Source organism: Nocardioides turkmenicus (genome assembly GCF_011045035.1).
Classification (GTDB): Bacteria; Actinomycetota; Actinomycetes; order Propionibacteriales; family Nocardioidaceae; genus Nocardioides; species Nocardioides turkmenicus.
The window spans coordinates 1-19,868 of the sequence record NZ_JAALAA010000012.1 but is presented as its reverse complement, the minus strand read 5'-3'; the positions used below and the strand labels follow the sequence as shown (position 1 = coordinate 19,868).

Genomic DNA, 19,868 nt, shown 5'->3' with positions numbered 1-19,868 from the left:
CGGCTCTTGTCGTTTCTCAGAGCTTCTCGACCGGGGCGTAGCGAAGCAGCAACCGCTTGACCCCGGTATCCCCGAAGTCGATGCTCGCGACCTGCTTGTCGCCCGAGCCCTCGATGGTGACGACGGTGCCGAGACCGAAGGAGTCGTGGGTGACGCGGTCGCCCGGGTCGAGCGACGGGACCGCACGGGCCGGCTTCGACTTCGAGGCGGCATCCGCGCGCAGCGCGGCCGAGGAGAAGTTGCGTCGCCCGGCGGCGGTGGGCTGGCCGAGCCGCTGGCCACCGCCCCAGCTGTCGCCGGCGAAGCTGGGCCGGTCCCACGACGACATCTCCTTCTCCGTACGCCGCCAGTCGACCAGGTCGACCGGGAGCTCGTCGAGGAAACGGCTGCCAGGGTTGTGAGAGGGAGCGCCCCAGGCGGACCGGACGACGGCGCGCGAGATGAAGAGCCGCTTCTCGGCGCGGGTGATGCCGACGTAGGCGAGCCGGCGCTCCTCCTCGAGCTCGGTGCCGTCGCCGAGGGCCCGGGAGTGCGGGAAGACGCCGTCCTCCATGCCGGTGAGGAAGACCGCGGGGAACTCCAGGCCCTTGGCGGTGTGGAGCGTCATCAGGGTGACCACGCCGTCCTCGTCGTCGGGGATCTGGTCGGTGTCGGCAACCAGCGCGACCCGCTCCAGGAAGTCGGCGAGGCCGGGCTCGACCGTGCCGGCGTCGACGTCGGCCGGGTCGGCGCTCGGGGCGGCGACGGGGTCGTCGGAGAACTCGCGGGCCACCGCGACGAGCTCGGCGAGGTTCTCCACGCGGGTCTCGTCCTGCGGGTCGTCGGACTCCTCGAGCGCGGCGAGGTAGCCCGACCGGTCGAGCACGGTCTCCAGGATGACGTCGGCGCGCTCGCCGGCGTCGACCATCTGCAGCAGCTCCTCGACCATCGCGACGAAGGCCTTGATGTTGGTCAGGCTGCGGGTGGCCATGCCGGGGGCGTCCTCGGCCTTCTGCAGCGCCTCCCAGAAGGTCAGCCCGTCGCGCTCGGCGAGCGCGTTGACGCAGGCCACCGCACGGTCACCGATGCCACGCTTGGGGGTGTTGAGGATGCGTCGCAGCGAGACCTGGTCGTCGGGGTTGGCCAGGGTGCGGAGATAGGCCAGGGCGTCGCGCACCTCCTTGCGCTCGTAGAAGCGCACCCCCCCGACGACCTTGTAGGGCTGGCCGGTGCGGATGAACACCTCCTCGAAGACGCGCGACTGGGCGTTGGTGCGGTAGAAGACGGCGATGTCGGCGGCCTTGAGCCCGCCGTCGACGAGCTTGTCGATCTCGTCGGAGACGAACCGGGCCTCGTCGCGCTCGTCGTCGGCGACGTAGCCGACGATGCGTTCACCGTTGCCGGCGTCGCTCCACAGAGCCTTCTCCTTGCGACCCTTGTTGTGCTTGATGACCGCGTTGGCGGCGGTGAGGATCGTCTGCGTGGAGCGGTAGTTCTGCTCCAGCAGGATCGTGGTCGCGTCGGGGAAGTCCTGCTCGAAGTCGAGGATGTTGCGGATGTTGGCGCCGCGGAAGGCGTAGATCGACTGGTCGGCGTCGCCGACCACCATCAGCTCGGCCGGCTCGGCGCGCGGGGTGTCGTCGGCGTAGGAGTCGGTCAGCGCGGTGTCGTCCATCTGGTCGGCGCAGAGCTCGTGGACCAGGGCGTACTGGGCGTGGTTGGTGTCCTGGTATTCGTCGACCAGGACGTGACGGAACCGGCGCCGGTAGACCTCCCGCACCTCCGGGTAGGCCCGGAACAGCTCGACCGTCGACATGATCAGGTCGTCGAAGTCGAGGGCGTTCGCCTGGCGCAGCCGCTTCTGGTACTCCTTGTAGGCCGCGGCGTAGGTCTGCTCGAGGTGGTTGCGGGCGTCCTTCTCGGCCGCCTCGACGTCGCGCAGCTCGTTCTTCTGGTCGCTGACCCAGTTGAGCACCTGGCCCGGCTGGTAGTGGCGCGGGTCCAGGTCGAGGTCGCTGAGCACCAGCTGCATCAGCCGCTTCTGGTCCTGGGCGTCGTAGATCGAGAAGTTGGACTTCAGCCCGACCTTGTCGACTTCCTTGCGGAGGATCCGCACGCAGGCGCTGTGGAACGTGGAGACCCACATGATCCGGGCACGCTTGCCGACCAGCGCCTCGACGCGCTCCTTCATCTCGGCGGCGGCCTTGTTGGTGAAGGTGATCGCCAGGATGCTGCCGGGGTGGGCACCGCGCTGGGAGATCAGCCACGCGATCCGCCGGGTCAGCACCCGGGTCTTGCCCGACCCCGCACCGGCGACGACCAGCAGCGGCGCGCCCTGGTGCTGAACCGCAGCCTTCTGGGGCTCGTTGAGGCCGCCGAGGAGCTCCTCGGCGCTCGGCCCACGCCGTTGCGTACGCGGCTCGTCGGCCGGCTGCGCCGAGGCGAAGGCCTCGAGGCCCGGGATGGTGGCGACAGGGGTCTGGTCAGGCGTACTCATGCTGTCTCCAGCCTAGAGTGCGCCACCGACAAGTCGCGGGTCGGCGGGCCCTCGAAAGGGTCAGGAAGCGACGTGCACGGAGGACCAGAAGACCGCCACGCAGACGTTGATGACCGTCAGCGCGAAGATCGTCCAGTAGAGGCCGTTGGAGATCTTGGGCTTGCGGAGCTGGGACATCACCAGGCCGAGGACGACCAGGCCGATCACGAGCTTCACGCCGACCTTGGCGTGGTCGACCGGACCGTCGCCCATCTCGAGGACGCCGACGAGCAGCAGACCGGCGAGGAACGCGGTGCCGGAGCCGTCCCGCATGAGTCCGTTGGCCACCTTGTCCGGGGCCTTGATCTGCACGAGCAGGCCGCCGAAGAGAGCGGCGAAGCCGAGCAGGTGAATGACGAGCAGAATGTGCCGCACGATCTCCATGCGCTCAGCGTAGAGCCACCGTCTCGACACGCACCAAGTGGCACCGGTTTCCGCCCGTATTCGAACGATCTCGCGATTTCAGTCACATTCACCTTGGGTAATTCGGCGACGTCTGCCTACGCTCACCGTGACCGCCACCATCGCTCTCGGCTCCGCAAGGAGGATTCTGACGTGTCATCACCTCACCCGACCCCGCCCACCGGCAGGTCCAGACCGCTCGACCAGCTCCGCCAGACCATCCGTTTCGACGTACCCGCCTCGCTGGTTGTCTTCCTCGTCGCGGTGCCGCTCTCGCTCGGCATCGCCGTCGCCTCCGGTGCTCCTGTCGCTGCGGGCCTGATCGCCGCCGCAGCGGGCGGCATTGTCGCCGGCCTGTTCGGCGGCTCACCCCTGCAGGTCAGCGGCCCGGCCGCCGGCATGACCGTCGTCGTGGCCGAGACGGTCGCCGAGTTCGGATGGGAGGCCACCTGCGCGATCACCGTGATGGCCGGGCTGCTCCAGGTCGTGCTCGGTGCCACCCGGCTGGGACGCTACGCGCTGGCGATCTCGCCCACCGTCGTCAGCGCGATGCTCGCCGCGATCGGCATCTCGATCGTGCTCGGACAGCTCAACGTCGCCCTCGGCGGCCGGTCGCAGTCCAGCGCTTTCGAGAACGTCAAGCACATCATCGGCAACGCGCAGGAGCCCAACATCCACGCCATCCTGGCCGGGCTCGGGGTGATCGGCATCCTGCTGGTCTGGCCGCGGCTCCCGCAGCGGGTCCGGGCGGTGCCGGGTCAGCTGGTCGCCGTCGTCGCGCTCACCCTCCTCGCGGCCGCCTGGCTGCCCGGCGCGGAGCGGGTCGAGCTCGGCGGTGACCTCCTCGACGAGATCGGCTCGGTCGCGCTGCCGGAGGGCACGCCCCTCGCCGTGGCCGGCGCGGTGCTGACCGTCGCCCTCGTCGCGAGCGTCGAGAGCCTGCTCTCGGCGGTCGCCGTCGACAAGCTGCACGGCGGCCCGCGCAGCAACCTCAACCGCGAGCTCGTCGGCCAGGGGCTGGCCAACACCGCCTCCGGCGCCCTGGGCGGGCTCCCGGTCACCGGTGTCATCGTGCGCAGCTCGACCAACGTCGCCGCCGGGGCCCGTACCCGTGCGTCCGCGATCCTGCACGGCGTCTGGGTGCTCCTCTTCGCCCTCGTCCTGGTCGGGCTCGTCGAGCAGATCCCACTCGCGGCCCTGGCCGGCCTGCTGATCATGATGGGCACCGGCCTGGTCAGGCCCGCCGACATCTCCCAGGCGCACGCCCGCGGTGAGCTCTGGATCTACGCGCTGACCATCACCGGTGTGCTCGCGCTCAACCTCATCGAGGGCGTCATGATCGGCCTGGTCGCCGCTCTGGTCCTGGTGCTGTGGCGGCTGGTCCACGTGCGGATCGACGTACGCTCCGCCGGCCGGGCCGCCGACGGCCGGGAGAAGTGGCTTGTCGAGGTGCACGGCAGCCTGTCGTTCCTGGCGACGCCGACGCTGGTCAGCCGGCTCGACGCGATCCCGGAGGGCCAGCTCGTCGAGCTCGACCTCCTCGTCGACTACCTCGACCCGGCCGGGCGCGACCAGCTCGACCACTGGCGCGCCCGCTACGAGGCCGCCGGCGGCACGGTGGTCGTGGAGCACTCCGGGCCGCACGGCTCCGAGGCGCCGCGTCAGGAGCGAGCGCTGAAGGCACCGCCGATCAGCCCGCGGGCGCTGCTGCCGTGGGGCGCCTGGCAGGACGTACGCGGCGACCGCACCGACCGCCATCACCCGCTCGCCCTCGGCGTCCGTGAGTACCACCGCCGGCACGCGGCACCGCTGCGGCCGGTCTACGAGGGCCTCGCCGACGGGCAGGAGCCGCACGCGGTGTTCCTGACCTGCGTCGACTCGCGGGTCGTGCCCAACCTGATCACCTCCAGCGGCCCCGGCGACCTGCTGACGGTGCGCACGATGGGCAATCTCGTCCCCGAGCCCGGCAGCACAGACAGCTCGGTGGCGGCGCCGATGCTGTTCGGCGTCGACGACCTCGGCATCAACACCGTCGTCGTCTGCGGCCACTCGCGCTGCGGCGCGATCACCTCGGCGCTGGAGAGCACCCGGGCCGGCGAGGTGCCCCCGGGGCCGGTCGGCGACTGGCTGCGGCACGCGGCGCCGGCGATCCAGGAGTGGCAGGCCGGGCATCCGGTCGGGCTCGCCGCTGCCGCGGCCGGGCGGAGCGAGGTCGACCAGGTCTCCCAGGTCAACGTCGCGGTGATGATCGACCGTCTCGGTGAGGTCCTGGCAGGCCGGGACGTACGTCTCGTGGGTCTGTTCCTGGACATCTCCGACGGCACGCTGCAGATCCTGCGCGCCGACGGGTTCACGACGCTGACCGACGCGGAGACCGACGAGCTCGCCCACCTGATGGAGGCCCGGCCACCCGAGCCCGCCTGAGGTCAGAGCAGGCGGCGGTCGTTGGCCCAGCGGGTGAGCTCGTGACGGCTCGACAGCTGCAGCTTGCGCAGCACGTTGGACATGTGGGTCTCGACCGTCTTGATCGAGATGAAGAGCTCCCCGGCGACCTCCTTGTAGGAGTAGCCGCGGGCGATGAGGCGCATCACCTCACGCTCTCGCTCGGTCAGACGGTCGAGGTCCTCGTCGATGTCGGCGATCGCGATGGTGCCGGCGAAGGCGTCGAGCACGAAGCCCGCCAGCCGCGGGGAGAAGACCGCGTCTCCCCCGGACACCCGCTGGATCGCGGCGACCAGCTCGGAGCCGGTGATGGTCTTGGTGACGTAGCCGCGGGCGCCGCCGCGGATGGTGCCGATGACGTCCTCGGCGGCATCGGAGACCGAGAGCGCGAGATAGCGCGGCGAGCCGTCGACGGCCGGCGCCTTGCGCATCACCTCGACACCGCCTCCGCCGGGGAGGTGCACGTCGAGGAGCACCACGTCGGGCTTGCCCTCGGCGATCGCCTTGACCGCGGAGTCGACATCCTCGGCCTCCCCGACGATCCGGATCACCGGCGACCGGTTCAGCTCGGCGCGTACGCCGGTGCGGAACATCGCGTGGTCGTCGACGATGACGACCTTGACCTCACTCATGTCCGTTCTCCTTCATAGCCGGCCTCCTTCGAGCGAGGCTGCTTCAGCCGCACCTCGGTGCCTTCTCCCGGAGACGATCTCACCACAGCGCTGCCGCCGTGGCGCGACATCCGGTCGATGATGCTGTCGCGTACGCCGTGCCGGTCCGCGGAGACCTCGTCCAGGACGAAGCCGGCGCCGCGGTCGCGGACGAACACCTCGAAGGCCTCCTCGGTCGCCTCGGCGTAGACGTCGACCCGTCCCGTGCCGGCGTGCTTGGCGGAGTTGGTGACGGCCTCGCGGGCGGCAGCGACGATCGGCCTCACCGTCTCGTCGAAGGGCCCGTCGCCGACGACCACCACGTCGACCGTCACGCCGTGGGCGTCCTCGACCTCGGCGGCGGCCGCCTTGAGCGCGACCGCGAACGTCTCGTCGGCCTCGGCCGGGGTCGAGAAGAGCCACTCCCGCAGGTCGCGCTCCTGGGCGCGGGCGAGCTTCTGCACCATCGCGGGGTCGCCCGAGTTGCGCTGGATCAGGGCGAGGGTCTGCAGGACGGAGTCGTGCAGGTGGGCGGCCATGTCAGCGCGCTCCTGGCTCCGGATCCGCTCCTCGCGCTCGCTGCCGAGGTCGCTGGCGAGCTGACGCACCCACGGCCCGGCGACCAGGAAGCCCGCGCCGAGCACGATCAGCCCGGCGATGACCAGCGCGGTGGCGTTGCCGAGGTTGAGCTGGCCGCCGGCGAGGATCACCGCGAAGAGCATGAGCCCGACGCCGACGCCGACCCGGACGTACGCCCGCCAGCCGCCCTTGCCGAAGACCATCCGCACCAGGTCGAGACGGCCGGTGCCGTCGACCCAGCGCTCGCGCTGGGCGGCGTCGGCCTGACGCCACAGCAACGCGACGCCGGCGACACCGAGCATCGCGGGCCAGATCAGCGCACCGGCGCCGAGGACCGCGTCGAACAGGACGACCGCACCGAAGCCGAGCGCGAGCAGCGCGATCGCCGGGCCCTTGTCGACGCCTCCGGGGCGCGAGGACGGGCGGCGGCCGCCGCGGGTCGCGCTCTCGCCGCCCGGGGTGGACTGCTCGATGTGGGGCGCGGCCGGAATGAAGATCCACAGCGCGGCGTAGAGGACCACGCCGAAGCCACTGAACACCGCGGTGACCACGAAGAACGCGCGCACGGCCAGCACCGGCAGGTTCAGGTGCTCGGCCAGGCCGGCGGCCACGCCGCCGATCACCGACGCGTCGGTGTCGCGGTAGGCGCGGCGTACCACCGGCTCCGGGGGCGGTGCCGGCAGCTCGGCCGTCGCATGGGTTGTCGTCATGATGACAACCATCGTCACACCAACCACGGGCGCGTGCCATGAGGATTCACCCTGATCCTGGCTCGCCGAGAACTCAGGGCCGTCCCTGATGGTCTGTGGGGTGCGGAGGGGCCAGAGTAGGGGTGTGACGATCCCGCCCGAGGCGCCACTGCCTCCCAACCCGGAGCCGCCGTCGCCTGTCTCCGAGCCGCGCACCCGCCCCAGTGGCGAGCAGCTGCGCAACCTCAGTGGGCTGCGGCGTACGACCCATGCCTCGCCGGAGGGCCGGCACGTCGCGGGTGTCGCGGGTGGGATCGCACGCCACTTCGACATCGACCCGCTCCTGGTGCGGGTGGTCCTGGTGGTGTCGGTGTTCTTCGGCGGCGCAGGCGGGATCGTGTACGTCGCGGCCTGGCTGCTCGTGCCCGAGGAGAGTGCCGAGGACGGGATGGTCCCGGTCGGGCCGCCCGCCCGCAACCTGCTGCTCTGGATCGCCGGCGGCATCGCAGCGATCTCGCTGCTCGGGGACGCGTTCGGCGACACCAGCGTGCCGTGGTTCTGGCTCGCCGTGCTCGCCGTCGTCGCGCTCTGGTACGCCAACCGCGACAAGCTGGGCCGCAAGCGGGGCGGGCCACATCCGCCGCCCCCGGCCGCGTCTGCGGGGTCTGCCGAGACCGCTGCGTCGGACGCGCCGACGGCGACCGCGCGCATCGACGCTGCCCCGGTGCCGACGCGCCATCTTCCGGCGCCGTGGGCGCCCGGCTCCTACGACCCGAGCGCGCCGATCCGGCCTGCTGGCCCGCGGCGCCCGCCGCTGCTCTTCGGCCGCGCGATCGCGGTCGCAGCGCTGGTGGTGGGGGTCCTGGGGCTCGTCGACGTCGCCGACTGGATGCCGGTGCCGACCAGCGCCTACCCGGCTGCGCTGCTGGCCGTGTTCGGCGCCTTCCTCGTGCTCGGCGCCTTCTGGGGCCGGGCCGGCGGGCTGATCTTCCTGGGGTTGCTGGCGCTGGTCGCACTGCCGATCACCATGATCGACTTCTCGAACTTCGATGCCGGCAGGAGCGTCGAGATCCACCCACGCACGGTCGCCGCTCTGGAGAGCAACTACGTGGTCGACGTCGGCGAGATCGTCGTGGACCTGAGCGCCATCGACCCAGCCACGCTCGACGGCCGGGAGCTCGAGATCGTCAGCGAGCTCGGTGAGATCACCGTGATCGTCCCCGACGACGCCACCGTCGCCGTGGAGGCCAAGATCGGGGCCATGGGCGAGGCGCAGGTCTTCGACGAGACCCGCGGCGACTTCGGCGGATTCACCATGGAGCGCACTCACGTCGCGGGCAAGAAAGGCAGCGAGAACGGCCTCGACGAGGACGCAGACCTGCTGCTGACCACGACCGCAGACGCCGGTGCGATCAACATCTACGCCGAGAGCGATCCCAGAGCCGCTCGCTTCCTCGAGTCGACCGGAGGCACCCGATGAGCTACGACGCCGCCCCACCACGGTTCGAAGACCGGCCCGAGAAGCCGACCGGACGGCATCCGGTCAACATCGGCCACCTCGTCATGGGCCTCGTCTTCCTGGTCTTCGTCGGTGTCTGGGCCCTGGTCGAGACCGGCACCGTCGTCGTACGCAGCATCGAGGACCTCCGCTGGCTCCTGCCGCTCCCGTGGATCGTGGGCGGGTCCATTGGGCTTGTTGCGGCGTTGCTTCGGAAGAACTGACGATCATCGGTCGGGGGCTGCCTCTTCGTGGTTGATGTGGGCCGCCGACCCGTTCACGAGGGTGTTCTCGATCTGGACCGGCGTCAAGGACGCCCTTCGGGCGCCGGCTTCGCCGGCCGCCTTCGGCGGTCCTGGACTCCGGACCAGATCGAGAAAAAACTTGGCTGGCTATCGGGGCGGCGGCCCGGGTGTGGCGCAGCAGAAGAGGTTGGTTCGCTGACCGCGAAAATGGGGGTTGACCTGGGAAAATAGGTTCTCGCAGGGGTGGTTCCGGAGTAGAATAGGGACCATCACAGCACCACCCTTGAAGGCGGGAAAGCGATGAGTCTCGGGAGCGGGATCGACCACTGGGGAACCAACCCCAGCGACTCGATCGACGCTGCCCTGGGAGCTATCGAATCCGCCGTCCAGGACCTGCTGGCCAGCGATCCGGCGTATTGGCGGACCGGGCAGAAGAAGGACCTCCTCGAGCGGCTCGAGAAGCTCCAGGCCCAACAGGCCGCGTTGAAGCTTCGAGTGCTCGCGTCGGCGGGTGATATCGCTGAGGAGACCGGGGCGAAGGACGCGTCCGGGTGGATGCGTGCTGAGCTGTTGGTCGACAAGACGGTCGCGCGGTCGCAGGTCAAGCTGGCTGCCGGGGTCGCGAAGTACGACCTCGTCGCTGCCGGCATGGCCGAGGGTGTGGTCTCGCAGGACAAGGCACGAGTGATCACCAAGGCCCTGGATGCGATCGAGGCCGACCCTGCCGCCAGCAGCGACGACCTGGTCCTCGCGGAGAAGCTGCTGGTCGACTATGCCACCAGACTGACCGCCAACGAGCTCATGATCGTCGGACGACGGATCCTCGCCGAGATCGACCCCGGACGGTTCGAACAGGCCGAAGCCAAGGCTCTTCAGCGGGAGGAGGAGCGAGCGCAGCGACGCACCTTCTTCCAATCGCGGGACAACGGCGACGGGACCATCGACATCCACGCCCGGGTCTCCCGTGCCGTCGGGGCCCGGTTGCGGACGATCCTGGACTCGCTGGCCCAGCCACGGAAGCTCTCGGCCGAGGACAAGGGCGTCAAGGCACCGTATGAGCGGCTCCTGGGGCAGGCGTTCGCCCGGGTGGTCGAGACCTACGACGTCGACCAGCTTCCGCGGCATGGTGGTCATGGCACCACGGTGTTCATCACCATGACCCTCGATCAGCTGCGTGCCGACCTCGGCACCGCCGCCCTCGGGTTCGACGGCGACCAGATCACCGCCGCCGAAGCCCGCCGGATGGCCTGCAACGCCGACCTCGTCCCGGTCGTCCTCGGCACCGACTCCGAGATCCTCGACTTCGGCAGGACCGCGCGGTTGGCGCATCCGATCCAACACCGAGCACTCCGGTTACGTGACAAGTGTTGCCAGGCCGAGGAGTGCGATGCACCAGCGGCCTGGACCGAGGCGCATCACTTGAAACCGTGGTCCGAAGGCGGAAGAACCGACCTCGAAAACATGGTGCTGTTGTGCTGGCGTGATCATCGCCGGATCCATGACCCCAACTACGGATATGAGCGGCTCCCGGACGGGCGGATCCGGTTCACTCGGCGTACCTGAGGGCACTGATTGGCCCCTTGTGAATCCTTCACAAGGGGCCATCGTCTAGTAAAAGCCCGAGGAGACACGTCTCTGTCCGGAGCGCTGTCCGGGTCCCCAAGCCCGTACCGAAGCCGAATCTCGCTGCGCCAAACTGCCGCCGCCGACCCGATAGCCAGCCAGGATTTCTCCGTAACGGGTCGGCGGCCACCAGCCACCGCGGACGACTGACCCAACGGCCTAAGAAACGCTGGAAATCTCCCCGGACCAACGCCCGATGAGCTCAGCCTCGTGCGGCGGCGGCCCAGGAAGCCTCCGGCTCGCAGCCTCGGCCCGAAGCCCGTCGCAGACGAGGGACAGGTAGCGACGACGCAGGGAGGCGCTGCGTACGTCATCTCCTACGTCGATCCGGCCGATCTGCTCGAGGATGACGACGATGTCGGCGCGGGTGACGTCGGGGCGGAGAATGCCGCTGCCGCGGGCGCCGCGCAGGAGGCGGTTGGTGGTGTCGACGGCGAGCTTGTCCAGGTCGAGCAGGCCCTGGTCGAGGTCGACCTCGCCGCGCAGGGCGAGGGTGAGGCGCGGGAGGCCGTCGTCGAGCACCTGGCTCAGGAAGCCCGTGAACGCGTGCCAGGGGTCGTCGGTGTCGCTCAGCGCCGCCTCGGCGAAGGCGATGTAGCGGCGGTAGTTGTCGGCGGCGACGGCGCGCAGCAGCGCCTGCTTGTTGGCGTAGCGGCGGTAGAGGCCCGCCACACCCATACCGGCCTCCTCGGCGACCGCGGCCATCGTCGCGCGGGGGTCGCGCAGCAGCACTTCGCGCGCGGCGATCAGGACCGCGCGGTCGGCGTTCAGGGGCGGCATGCCCTGAAGGTTACGACGTGAAGGTGGCCTATGCGGTCTGCGACGCTGTGATGTCGGCCAAAGCGGCGATCGGCCGGTTCGGGTAGTCGGCGAACACCCCGTCGACCCCCGCCTCGAACAGCCGATTTGCCTGGTCGCGGCCTGCTTTCAGGGTCCAGACGAAGACCTTCAGGCCGTGCCGGTGGGCCTCGTCGGCCAGGCCGGTCGGCGGCTGCCCCTTCTTGCGGACCATCGACTTCTTGGGGCCGATGGCCTGGGCGTACGTCGCGATCTCCCTGCAGTCGACGACACCCCACTTCTTGTCGACCAGCTGCACCAGCGGGATGTCGGTGCGGGTGCTCATCTCGCGTACCCACGCCTCGTCGAAGCTCTGCAGCCACAGCCGCTGCGTCGGCAGGCCGGGGAGGGTGTTCCAGGCGTCGACGCCGTGGTCGGCGAGGGTCTGCAGGAGGGTCTCGGTGACGGGGAGGCCGATGGAGGCGAAGTACGTCGGGTGCTTGACCTCGACGTGCAGCCCGACCCGCCGCCCGCGGCGCTTCGACTCGTCGGCGACGAGCAGGAGCAGCGTGTCGAGGGTGATGATCGGCTGGCTGTTCGTCGGTGCGCCGAGGGTGAGCAGCTCGGAGAAGGTGAAGTCTTCGGTGAACCAGCCCGTCCACTTCTTGCCGCTGACGACCTTGGTCGTACGCCGCTCCGCGAACTCCGGGCGTGAGGCCACGTCCGTGGTGCGGGTGAGCTCGTTCTCGTGCCGGAGCACCATCACCCCGTCGCGGGTCATCACCACGTCGGTCTCGAGCGCGTCGACGCCTTGGCGCAGGGCCAGACGGTAGGACTCCAAGGAGTGCTCCGGCAGGTAGCCGGGCGCTCCGCGATGGCCGATCACAAGGGGGCGGGAGGCCGATGCCATGGCGTCAAGCGTGCGGCCCGGCAGCGACGCCGCGGCGGGCGCAACGTGAATGGGACGTTACGAGCGGCGGGCCGTTCAGTACGGCACCCTACGGGGTGTCCTCCCCGGACCAGACGACGTTCTCCCGGATCAGCCGCGCCGGCACGCCGGCCACGGCCGTACGTGGCTCCACCTTCTGGTTGCGGACCATGCTCCGCATGCCGACGACGGCGCCGTCGCCGATCTCGACGTGGCCGGTGACGATGGCGTCGCGGCCGAGCCAGACGTGCTCGCCGAGGCGGATGTGGGCGCCGTACGGATTGATCCGCTGCCCCGTCTCGCCGTCTTCCAGCCGATGCATGTCGTCGGTGGCGACGTAGACGTTCGCGGCCCAGAGCTGGTCGGGAGCGGTGACGATCGAGCCGCCGTTGCGGGCGTCGATCTGCGCGCGCGAGGTGGCGACCAGGCCGCCGGAGAGGATCACGGAGGAGTCGCCGCCGCAGTAGATCTCGCCCCAGACCATGCTGGTGTCCGGGCCGATGAAGATCGTCGGGCGGTCACCTCCGACCAGTAGCGCCTGCATCGAGGTGATGTCGGTCGCGACCACGATCAGCGCGTCCGAGAACGGGTAGAACCCGAGCAGGTCGATCAGCCGCTCGTCGAGCCGGAACCCGTCGCGCAGATAGAGCGCGTTGCCGCCCTCGTGCCACCACTCCGGCAACGGGCCGGTGATCTCGCGCAGCTCCAGCCCGACGAGCACCTCCGGCTCCAACCCGGCGGCGATGAGCCGCTCCCGATGTACGTCGGTGAGCGGCTCACCCCTGGTCCAAGACATGCCGGGAACCATAACCCGCTCAGCTCGGATACATGCCACTGCTCACGTTGAGCCAGGTGCCGGTGATCGCACCGGCGCCGTCGGAGGCGAGGAAGGTCGCGGTGTCGGCGACCTCCTTCAGCCGCGGTGACTGCTTGGTCATCCGCATCCCGTCGAGGTTCGCCTTGATCCCGTCGAGCGCCTCGTCCGGGAGCCGCGTGCCGAGAACCCGCTCGAACTTCTCGGTGGTGAAGGTCTCGGTGATCCCGGCCGTCCAGATCCCCACGACGCGTACGCCGGAGGGCCCGACCTCCGCGGCCAGATCCCGGACCAGGGCGTCGAGGGCACCGTCGGCAGCGCTGGTGCCGCCCATGCCCGGCGCCGAGCCGCGCGCGGAGCCGGAGTCGAGCGCGAGCACGACCCCATGTCCCTGGGCCACCATCTGCCGGGCCGCGGCGCGAGCGGTGTGGAAGGAGCCGGTGATGCCGCGTACGACCGGCTGGGTGTAGTCGGCGGCCGAGATCTCCAGCAGCGCCTGCCCCTGGATGTCGCCACGGTCGGCGACGTTGAACGAGATGTCGAGCGAGCCGGTCTCGGCGACGACCCGGTCCACGAAGGCGACGACGGCCTCCTCGTCGAGGATGTCGACCACCCCGTAGCCGGCGGCGCCGACCTCCTCGGCCTTGGCTGCGAGGGTCGCCTCGGTGCGGCCGGCGAGGTAGACCGTGGCACCCGCCTCGGCGAAGGCCTTCGCGGTGGTCGAGCCGATGTCGCCCGCGCCGCCCCAGACGATGGCGGTGCGGTCCTGAAGCTGTGCGTTCACGATGTCTCCTGAGCTGTCCTCACGCACCCGGTGTGCGTGATCTGCCCCTAGGACGTACGCCGCCTCATCCACTCATCGGGTGAGCCGAAACTTTTTTCAGGTGAGTGCCTGAGGGAGCCCGAAGGCCGGGAAGAGATGCGGCTCGAACGTGGTGATCTGGGCGAGCTTTCCGTCGGCGACCCGGAGCACGTCGAGCACCTGCGGTCGGTAGATCGTCGTCCCCGGGCGGCGTACGTAGCCCGCGACCGCCGGCATCCGGTTGGCGCTCGCCGGGATGAACCGCCATTCGCCGAGGTAGGTCGGCGAGGACGGGTCGAGGTTGGGCAGCACGAAGTCCATGAGCGCCTGGCGGGTGGAGAACCAGAACGGGTTCGGTGGCATCGTCAGCACGGCATCGCTGGTCAGCAGGTCGGCGATCCCCTCGCGCCAGTTGCTCTCCCCCGCCGCGATGTAGGCGTCGATGACCTTGCGCTCCTCCTCGGTCGGCCCCTCGGTGCGCCAGGTCGACCGGTCCTCGGGCAGGTGGCGGCGCAGCGCCGGCTTGGCCCGCTGGAGCAGCGAGTTGACCGTGGCGACGGAGACGTCGAGGGCGGCCGCGGTGTCGGCCGCCGACCAGCCGAGCACCTCACGGAAGACGAACACCGCCCGCTGCTGCGGGGTCAGGTGCTGGATCGCGGTCAGGAAGACCAGCTCGATCGTCTCCCGCGCGACCGCCTCCTCCTCGGGGCGCTCGGGCTCGAGCAGGGAGTCCGGGAACGGCTGGAGCCACTCCAGCAGCTCCGGCGGCTCACCGGTGCCGTGGTCGAACCCCGGCAGCGGGGCGTATGTCCTCGGGCGCCGCTCGTTGCGGCGCAGGAAGTCGAGACAGGTGTTGGTCGCGATCCGGTAGAGCCACGCCCGCATCGCCTCGGGGTCGGTCAGCTGGTCGCGACGCTCCCACGCCTTGACCAGGGTGTCCTGCACCAGGTCCTCGGCCTCGTCGAAGCTCGCCACCATCCGGTAGCAGTGCACCCTCAGCTCCCGCCGGTGCTTCTCGGCGGCGTCCACGAACGGGTCGACCATCACGCTCACAACCGATCTCAAACAGGTGCAACGCCACTCATTCGCATGGCGTATGACGTATGTGGGGCGGTCCTCCCAGGGCCCCGGCCTCTGATTCCCGGGCCGGGGCCCTGGCCTTGCCCAGACTCAGGCTCAGGGGCTCAGACGAGAGCCCGGAGCTTGGGGAGGATCTCCTCACCGTAGAGCTTGAGGAACTTCGCCTGGTCCGGCCCCGGGGCGTGGAAGACCAGGTGGGTGAAACCCATGTCGAGGTATTCCTTGATCCGGGCGACGTGCTCGTCGGGGTCGGTCGACACGATGAACCGCTTGGCGGTGGCCTCGGTCGGCAGCGCGTCCGCGAGACGCTGCATCTCGACCGGGTCCTCGACGGAGTGCTTCTGCTCGGGGCTGAGTCCGAGGGCTCCCCAGAACCGGGTCGCCTCCATCGCCTGCTCCAGGTCGTGGTCGAAGGAGACCTTGACCTCGATCATCATGTCGACGTCCTCCGGCTTGCGGCCAGAGAGCTCGATGCCGGTGCGTACCGCCGGGAGCAGGGTGTCGGTGTAGAGCTCCGCGCCCTTCCCGGAGGTGGTGATGTAGCCGTCACCGGCGCGGCCGGCGTACTTGGTCGCGGCCGGACCCGAACCCGCCAGGTAGATCGGCACCGGCGAGGAGGGCTTGTCGTAGATGGTCGCCCGGTCGAGCTGGTAGTAGTCGCCCTCGAAGGTGACCCGGTCCTCGGACCAGAGCTTCTTGATCACCCGCACCGCCTCGCGGAAGCGGGCGAAGCGCACCTTGCCCTCGGGCCACTCCACACCCAACGGCGCCTCGTTCATCGCCTCGCCGGTGCCCATGCCGAGCACGACACGGTCGGGGAAGAGCGAGCCGAGGGTCGCGAAGGACTGCGCCACGATCGCCGGGTGGTAGCGGAACGTCGGGGTGAGCACCGAGGTGCCCATCACGATCCGCTCCGTGCGCGCGCCGAGCGCACCCAGCCAGGTCATCGCGAACGGCGCGTGCCCGCCGTCGTGCCGCCAGGGCTGGAGATGGTCGGAGATGAAGACCGAGTCGAAACCCTGCTCCTCCGCCATCACGCCGTAGTTCAGCAGCTCCGTCGGTGCGAACTGCTCGTTGGACGCCTTGTATCCGAACCTGATCTCCGTCACGCGCCCACGGTAGCCTCCCCCTCATGAAGCTTGCGATGCCCTTGACGTACTTCGGCAACCCCCGCGAGACCGCAGACCAGGTCGTCGACCTGGAGAAGGCCGGGCTCGACCAGCTCTGGGTCGCCGAGCCGTACGGCTTCGACGCGGTCTCGCTGCTCGGCTATCTGGCCGCGAAGACCGAGAGAGTGGAGCTCGGCGCGGGCATCCTCAACATCTACAGCCGTACGCCGGGAGCACTGCTCCAGACCGCGGCCGGCCTCGACAACGTCTCCGGCGGGCGCGCGATCCTCGGCCTCGGCGCGAGCGGACCACAGGTCATCGAGGGCTTCCACGGGGTGGCGTACGACAAGCCGCTGGCTCGCACCCGCGAGATCATCGGCCTGCTGCGCGCCGGGCTGCGTGGTGAGCGGCTGCAGAGCGACGGGCTCTACAAGATCCCGCTGCCGGCCGACCAGGGCACCGGCCTCGGCAAGCCGCTCAAGCTCCTCAACCGGCCCGAGCGCGCCGACACCCCGATCTGGGTGGCCGCGCTGGGTGACAACAACGTCGCGATGACCGCCGAGGTCGCCGACGGCTGGCTGCCGTTCCAGTTCCTGCCCGACAAAGCCCGCGACGTGTGGGGCGAGGCGATCGACAAGGGTCTGGCCAAGCGCTCCCCCAGCCTGAAGCCCCTCGAGATCTCCGCCGGCGGCCTGCTCGCGATCACCGACGACCCCGACGAGGCCAAGCGCCACCGCGACACGATGCGCGGCCTGCTGGCGCTGTACGTCGGCGGCATGGGGGCGCGCGGCAAGAACTTCTACAACGACATGGCCGTGAAGTACGGCTTCGGCGACGCGGCCAAGAAGATCCAGGACCTCTACCTCGACGGCCACAAGCGCGACGCCGAGGCCGAGGTGCCCGAGGCCTGGCTCGAGGCGGGCAACCTGGTCGGACCGGAGTCGTTCGTGAAGGAGCGGATCGCGGCGTTCAAGGAGGCCGGCGTGACCAGCCTCCAGGTGACGCCCGCCGCCGGCACCGACGGCCTGGCGTCCATCGCCCAGGTCAAGGAGTGGCTGGCCTGATCCTCCGGCCGGCTGTGAACTCGCTTACACCCACAGCCGGCCCGGCCGTCCCCCGGTGACCGTGCCCCCGCGGGCATTGGTTGCATGGACGCATGTCTGAGCGGATCGTCAGCGCCATCACCGGGCCCGTCACGAAGTGGGTCGTGCTCGGCTTCTGGCTGGTGATGCTGGTGCTGATGGGGCCGCTGACCGGCAAGCTCGGCGACGTCGAGTCCCACGACAACTCCGACTGGCTGCCCGCGAACGCCGAGTCGACCCAGGCGATCGACGAGCTCGCCAAGGTGCAGGACCCCGACGACCTGACCACGACGATCGTCTACCACCGCGAGGGTGGTCTGACGAAGGCCGACTACACCGCGATCGTGCTGCAGATCCCGGAGATCGCATCGCTCGACGGAGTCACCAGCCAAGCGACTCCCCAGTCGAAAGAGAATGGATCTCGACAGGATCGATCACCGATCATGCCCGCGATCGCGTACCCGACCGGCGAGAAAAACGGTCAGAAGCACGGCCTGGTCTCCGCCGACGGCGAGGTCGCCACGGTCTCGCTCGTCGTCAACTACGCCGACGAGGACCCCACCGCGCTGCTCGACCTGCGCGACGACCTGGTCGATCTGACCGAGATCGAGGGGGTCGACGTCTACATCGGCGGCGCCGGAGGCTCCACCGCCGACCAGATGGAGGCCGGCTCGGGGATCAGCGGCGCTCTGCTCTACGCGGCCGCCGGCGTGGTCGTCGTGATCCTGCTGATCACCTACCGGAGCCCGATCCTGTGGGCGTTGCCGCTGATCTCGGTGCTGGTCGCGCTGGTCGTGTCGATGGGCGTCGTCTACCTCTGCGCGATGTACGCCGGGCTGACCCTCAACCAGATGAACCGCGCCATCCTCGACGTGCTCGTCTTCGGCGCCGGCACCGACTACGCGCTGCTGCTCATCGCCCGATATCGCGAGGAGCTCGGCCGGCACGAGGACCGGCACCGTGCGATGGCCGCGGCGCTGCGCGGCTCGGCGCCCGCCATCATCGCCTCGGCCGGCACCGTCACCGTCGGCATGCTCGGCCTGATGGTCGCCACCATGGGGTCGACCGCCAGCCTCGGCCCGGTCTGCGCGATCGGCATCGTCGCCGGGCTGATCGTGATGCTGACCCTGCTCCCGGCGCTGCTGGTGATCACCGGTCGCTGGGTGTTCTGGCCGGTCAAGCCGGCGTACGGCACCACCGGCGAGAAGCACGGCGGCGCCTGGACGCGGCTCGGCGCCTGGATCCGGAAGCGGCCGCGGGCGGTCTGGATCGGCACCGCCGCGGTCCTGCTGGCCTGCTGCGGCGGGCTCTCGATGCTCAACATCACCACGCTGGACAGCTCCGAGACCTACACCAAGGACTTTCCCTCGCTGATCGGCGACCGGGTGCTCGAGGAGCACGACCTCGGCGACCCGTCCAACCCGATCCAGGTCGTCTCGGCCCAGGGCACCGAGAAGGACGTCGTCGAGGCGCTCACGAAGGCAGGCTACGACGGGGTCACGCCGGTCACCGACGGCACCCACGAGGTCGCGCTGACCGCGGTTCCGCTGTCGACCGACCCGATGTCGAAGGCGTCGTTCGACACCGTCGAGGACGTACGCAGCGTCGTCCACTCCGTCGAGGGGGCCGATGCACTGGCCACCGGCACCGCCGCGATCCAGCTCGACATGGCCGCGGCGACCGACCGGGACACCAGGGTCGTGATGCCGCTGGTGCTGGGCCTGGTGCTGATCATCCTGATGATCCTGCTGCGCTCGGTGCTCTCCCCGCTGCTGCTGATGGCCACGGTCGTGCTCAGCTTCGGCGCCGCCCTCGGACTCTCGGCGATCATCTTCGACGCGATGGGCTTCGCCGGTCAGGGTCGCGAGTTCCCGCTGTTCGTCTTCGTGTTCCTGGTCGCGCTGGGCATCGACTACAACATCTTTTTGATGCACCGGGTGCGCGAAGAGGTCGTTGCTCACGGTGACACCCGGCGTGCCTCCCTGGTCGCACTCTCGGCGACCGGCGGGGTCATCACCAGCGCCGGCATCGTCCTGGCCGCGACATTCGCGGTGCTCACCACGCTGCCGCACGTCAGCTTCATCGAGATAGGGCTGGCGATCGCCCTCGGCGTGCTCCTCGACACCCTGGTCGTCCGCTCGATCCTGGTCACCGCCATCAACCTCGACCTCGGCGACGTCATCTGGTGGCCGAGCAGGCTCGCCCGCGGGCGAACGAATCTTCGTTCACCGGCAGACCCGCGAACGAACGTTCATTCACGGGTAGACGTGCGAACGAACGTTCATTCACCTGCGGGCCCGCGAACGAACATTCGTTCGCGGGCGGGCGCGGGTGGTCCGAGACCGGCACGACCCGCGCCGATGCGCGACCCTCGGCCCCGAGATCCGCGCCGGTACTGACCGCTCGGCTGCGAATTCTGCAAAGTGTCTTTACGATGTGCCCTACGACTCGGGTCGCTCGGCCCGGTCGCTCCACTTCACTGACATGCGGGGCGTGCGACATGGGGCCAGAAGACCAGGACAAGACGAGACCCGGTACGCCGCGTCCCACCCCTCCTCCGACGCCTGAGCCTGCGAACCCGGTCGACCCGGACGCGACCCGGATCTCCCCGGCGCGGCCCACCCCGCCTCCTC

At 69.9% G+C, this 19,868-nt stretch carries 16 protein-coding genes; 6 read left to right on the top strand and 10 right to left on the bottom strand.

Going from position 1 to position 19,868, the window contains the following annotated elements; translation table 11 throughout:
- Positions 1 to 16 precede the first annotated feature (16 nt).
- Both pcrA and G5C66_RS15020 read right to left on the bottom strand, forming a co-directional pair.
- Positions 17 to 2,476 (bottom strand): DNA helicase PcrA, encoded by a 2,460-nt coding sequence (pcrA, locus tag G5C66_RS15025; RefSeq protein WP_165111779.1) that lies wholly within the window; start codon positions 2,474 to 2,476, stop codon positions 17 to 19.
- A 60-nt stretch (positions 2,477 to 2,536) separates the two neighbouring features.
- A complete protein-coding gene (locus G5C66_RS15020; protein ID WP_008364067.1) occupies positions 2,537 to 2,899 on the bottom strand; it encodes a hypothetical protein in 363 nt (120 codons plus the stop codon).
- 171 nt (positions 2,900 to 3,070) lie between these two features.
- On the opposite strand from G5C66_RS15020, the gene G5C66_RS15015 reads away from it, so the two are divergent.
- Positions 3,071 to 5,341 carry a SulP family inorganic anion transporter gene (locus G5C66_RS15015; RefSeq protein WP_165111778.1) on the top strand — a complete coding sequence of 757 codons (2,271 nt, stop codon included), beginning with the start codon at positions 3,071 to 3,073 and terminating at the stop codon, positions 5,339 to 5,341.
- 2 nt (positions 5,342 to 5,343) lie between these two features.
- On the opposite strand, the gene G5C66_RS15010 is transcribed toward G5C66_RS15015, so the two are convergent.
- Both G5C66_RS15010 and G5C66_RS15005 read right to left on the bottom strand, forming a co-directional pair.
- Positions 5,344 to 5,991 (bottom strand): LuxR C-terminal-related transcriptional regulator, encoded by a 648-nt coding sequence (locus tag G5C66_RS15010; RefSeq protein WP_165111777.1) that lies wholly within the window; start codon positions 5,989 to 5,991, stop codon positions 5,344 to 5,346.
- Positions 5,988 to 7,298, bottom strand: coding sequence for an ATP-binding protein (locus G5C66_RS15005; protein ID WP_165111776.1), 1,311 nt, complete (start codon positions 7,296 to 7,298; stop codon positions 5,988 to 5,990). The genes G5C66_RS15010 and G5C66_RS15005 overlap by 4 nt, the downstream gene beginning before the upstream one ends.
- A 124-nt stretch (positions 7,299 to 7,422) precedes the next feature.
- Between G5C66_RS15005 and G5C66_RS15000 the strand changes: the two genes are divergently transcribed.
- The 3 genes from G5C66_RS15000 (at position 7,423) to G5C66_RS14990 (ending at position 10,583) form a co-directional block, all read left to right on the top strand.
- Positions 7,423 to 8,757: a PspC domain-containing protein gene (locus G5C66_RS15000; RefSeq protein WP_165111775.1), complete on the top strand. Its 1,335-nt coding sequence runs from the start codon at positions 7,423 to 7,425 to the stop codon at positions 8,755 to 8,757.
- Positions 8,754 to 8,999, top strand: coding sequence for a hypothetical protein (locus G5C66_RS14995; RefSeq protein WP_165111774.1), 246 nt, complete (start codon positions 8,754 to 8,756; stop codon positions 8,997 to 8,999). The genes G5C66_RS15000 and G5C66_RS14995 overlap by 4 nt, the downstream gene beginning before the upstream one ends.
- A gap of 321 nt (positions 9,000 to 9,320) precedes the next feature.
- Complete coding sequence (locus G5C66_RS14990; RefSeq protein WP_165111773.1) at positions 9,321 to 10,583, top strand: HNH endonuclease signature motif containing protein; 1,263 nt, start codon at positions 9,321 to 9,323, stop codon at positions 10,581 to 10,583.
- Between the two features lie 219 nt (positions 10,584 to 10,802).
- Here G5C66_RS14990 and G5C66_RS14985 read toward each other — a convergent pair whose 3' ends face one another.
- From G5C66_RS14985 to fgd, 6 genes are all read right to left on the bottom strand, one after another.
- Positions 10,803 to 11,423 carry a TetR/AcrR family transcriptional regulator gene (locus G5C66_RS14985; RefSeq protein WP_165111772.1) on the bottom strand — a complete coding sequence of 207 codons (621 nt, stop codon included), beginning with the start codon at positions 11,421 to 11,423 and terminating at the stop codon, positions 10,803 to 10,805.
- A 28-nt stretch (positions 11,424 to 11,451) separates the two neighbouring features.
- Positions 11,452 to 12,330, bottom strand: a complete 879-nt coding sequence (locus G5C66_RS14980; RefSeq protein ID WP_165111771.1) for a glycerophosphodiester phosphodiesterase family protein — start codon at positions 12,328 to 12,330, stop codon at positions 11,452 to 11,454.
- Between the two features lie 88 nt (positions 12,331 to 12,418).
- Positions 12,419 to 13,144 (bottom strand): acyltransferase, encoded by a 726-nt coding sequence (locus G5C66_RS14975; RefSeq protein ID WP_241248554.1) that lies wholly within the window; start codon positions 13,142 to 13,144, stop codon positions 12,419 to 12,421.
- A 19-nt stretch (positions 13,145 to 13,163) separates the two neighbouring features.
- Positions 13,164 to 13,946 carry an SDR family oxidoreductase gene (locus G5C66_RS14970; RefSeq protein WP_165111769.1) on the bottom strand — a complete coding sequence of 261 codons (783 nt, stop codon included), beginning with the start codon at positions 13,944 to 13,946 and terminating at the stop codon, positions 13,164 to 13,166.
- A 96-nt stretch (positions 13,947 to 14,042) separates the two neighbouring features.
- The gene (locus G5C66_RS14965; protein ID WP_165111909.1) at positions 14,043 to 15,008 is read right to left on the bottom strand and encodes an RNA polymerase subunit sigma-70; all 966 of its coding nucleotides are present in this window, start codon (positions 15,006 to 15,008) and stop codon (positions 14,043 to 14,045) included.
- Positions 15,009 to 15,148: 140 nt separating this feature from the next.
- Entirely contained in the window at positions 15,149 to 16,153 is a 1,005-nt protein-coding gene (fgd, locus tag G5C66_RS14960) for a glucose-6-phosphate dehydrogenase (coenzyme-F420) (protein WP_165111768.1), read from the bottom strand.
- A gap of 23 nt (positions 16,154 to 16,176) precedes the next feature.
- On the opposite strand from fgd, the gene G5C66_RS14955 reads away from it, so the two are divergent.
- Together G5C66_RS14955 and G5C66_RS14950 are read left to right on the top strand one after the other, a co-directional pair.
- Complete coding sequence (locus G5C66_RS14955) at positions 16,177 to 17,217, top strand: LLM class F420-dependent oxidoreductase (protein WP_165111767.1); 1,041 nt, start codon at positions 16,177 to 16,179, stop codon at positions 17,215 to 17,217.
- A gap of 92 nt (positions 17,218 to 17,309) precedes the next feature.
- Positions 17,310 to 19,634: an MMPL family transporter gene (locus G5C66_RS14950; RefSeq protein WP_241248553.1), complete on the top strand. Its 2,325-nt coding sequence runs from the start codon at positions 17,310 to 17,312 to the stop codon at positions 19,632 to 19,634.
- Positions 19,635 to 19,868: the final 234 nt, after the last annotated feature.

Coding starts and splice junctions, on each gene's coding strand:
- pcrA (WP_165111779.1), bottom strand. CDS start 2,476: ATGAGTACGCCTGACCAGACCCCTGTCGCCACCATCCCGGGCCTCGAG.
- G5C66_RS15020 (WP_008364067.1), bottom strand. CDS start 2,899: ATGGAGATCGTGCGGCACATTCTGCTCGTCATTCACCTGCTCGGCTTC.
- G5C66_RS15010 (WP_165111777.1), bottom strand. CDS start 5,991: ATGAGTGAGGTCAAGGTCGTCATCGTCGACGACCACGCGATGTTCCGC.
- G5C66_RS15005 (WP_165111776.1), bottom strand. CDS start 7,298: ATGACGACAACCCATGCGACGGCCGAGCTGCCGGCACCGCCCCCGGAG.
- G5C66_RS14995 (WP_165111774.1), top strand. CDS start 8,754: ATGAGCTACGACGCCGCCCCACCACGGTTCGAAGACCGGCCCGAGAAG.
- G5C66_RS14990 (WP_165111773.1), top strand. CDS start 9,321: ATGAGTCTCGGGAGCGGGATCGACCACTGGGGAACCAACCCCAGCGAC.
- G5C66_RS14985 (WP_165111772.1), bottom strand. CDS start 11,423: ATGCCGCCCCTGAACGCCGACCGCGCGGTCCTGATCGCCGCGCGCGAA.
- G5C66_RS14980 (WP_165111771.1), bottom strand. CDS start 12,330: ATGGCATCGGCCTCCCGCCCCCTTGTGATCGGCCATCGCGGAGCGCCC.
- G5C66_RS14975 (WP_241248554.1), bottom strand. CDS start 13,144: ATGTCTTGGACCAGGGGTGAGCCGCTCACCGACGTACATCGGGAGCGG.
- G5C66_RS14965 (WP_165111909.1), bottom strand. CDS start 15,008: ATGGTCGACCCGTTCGTGGACGCCGCCGAGAAGCACCGGCGGGAGCTG.
- G5C66_RS14955 (WP_165111767.1), top strand. CDS start 16,177: ATGAAGCTTGCGATGCCCTTGACGTACTTCGGCAACCCCCGCGAGACC.
- G5C66_RS14950 (WP_241248553.1), top strand. CDS start 17,310: ATGTCTGAGCGGATCGTCAGCGCCATCACCGGGCCCGTCACGAAGTGG.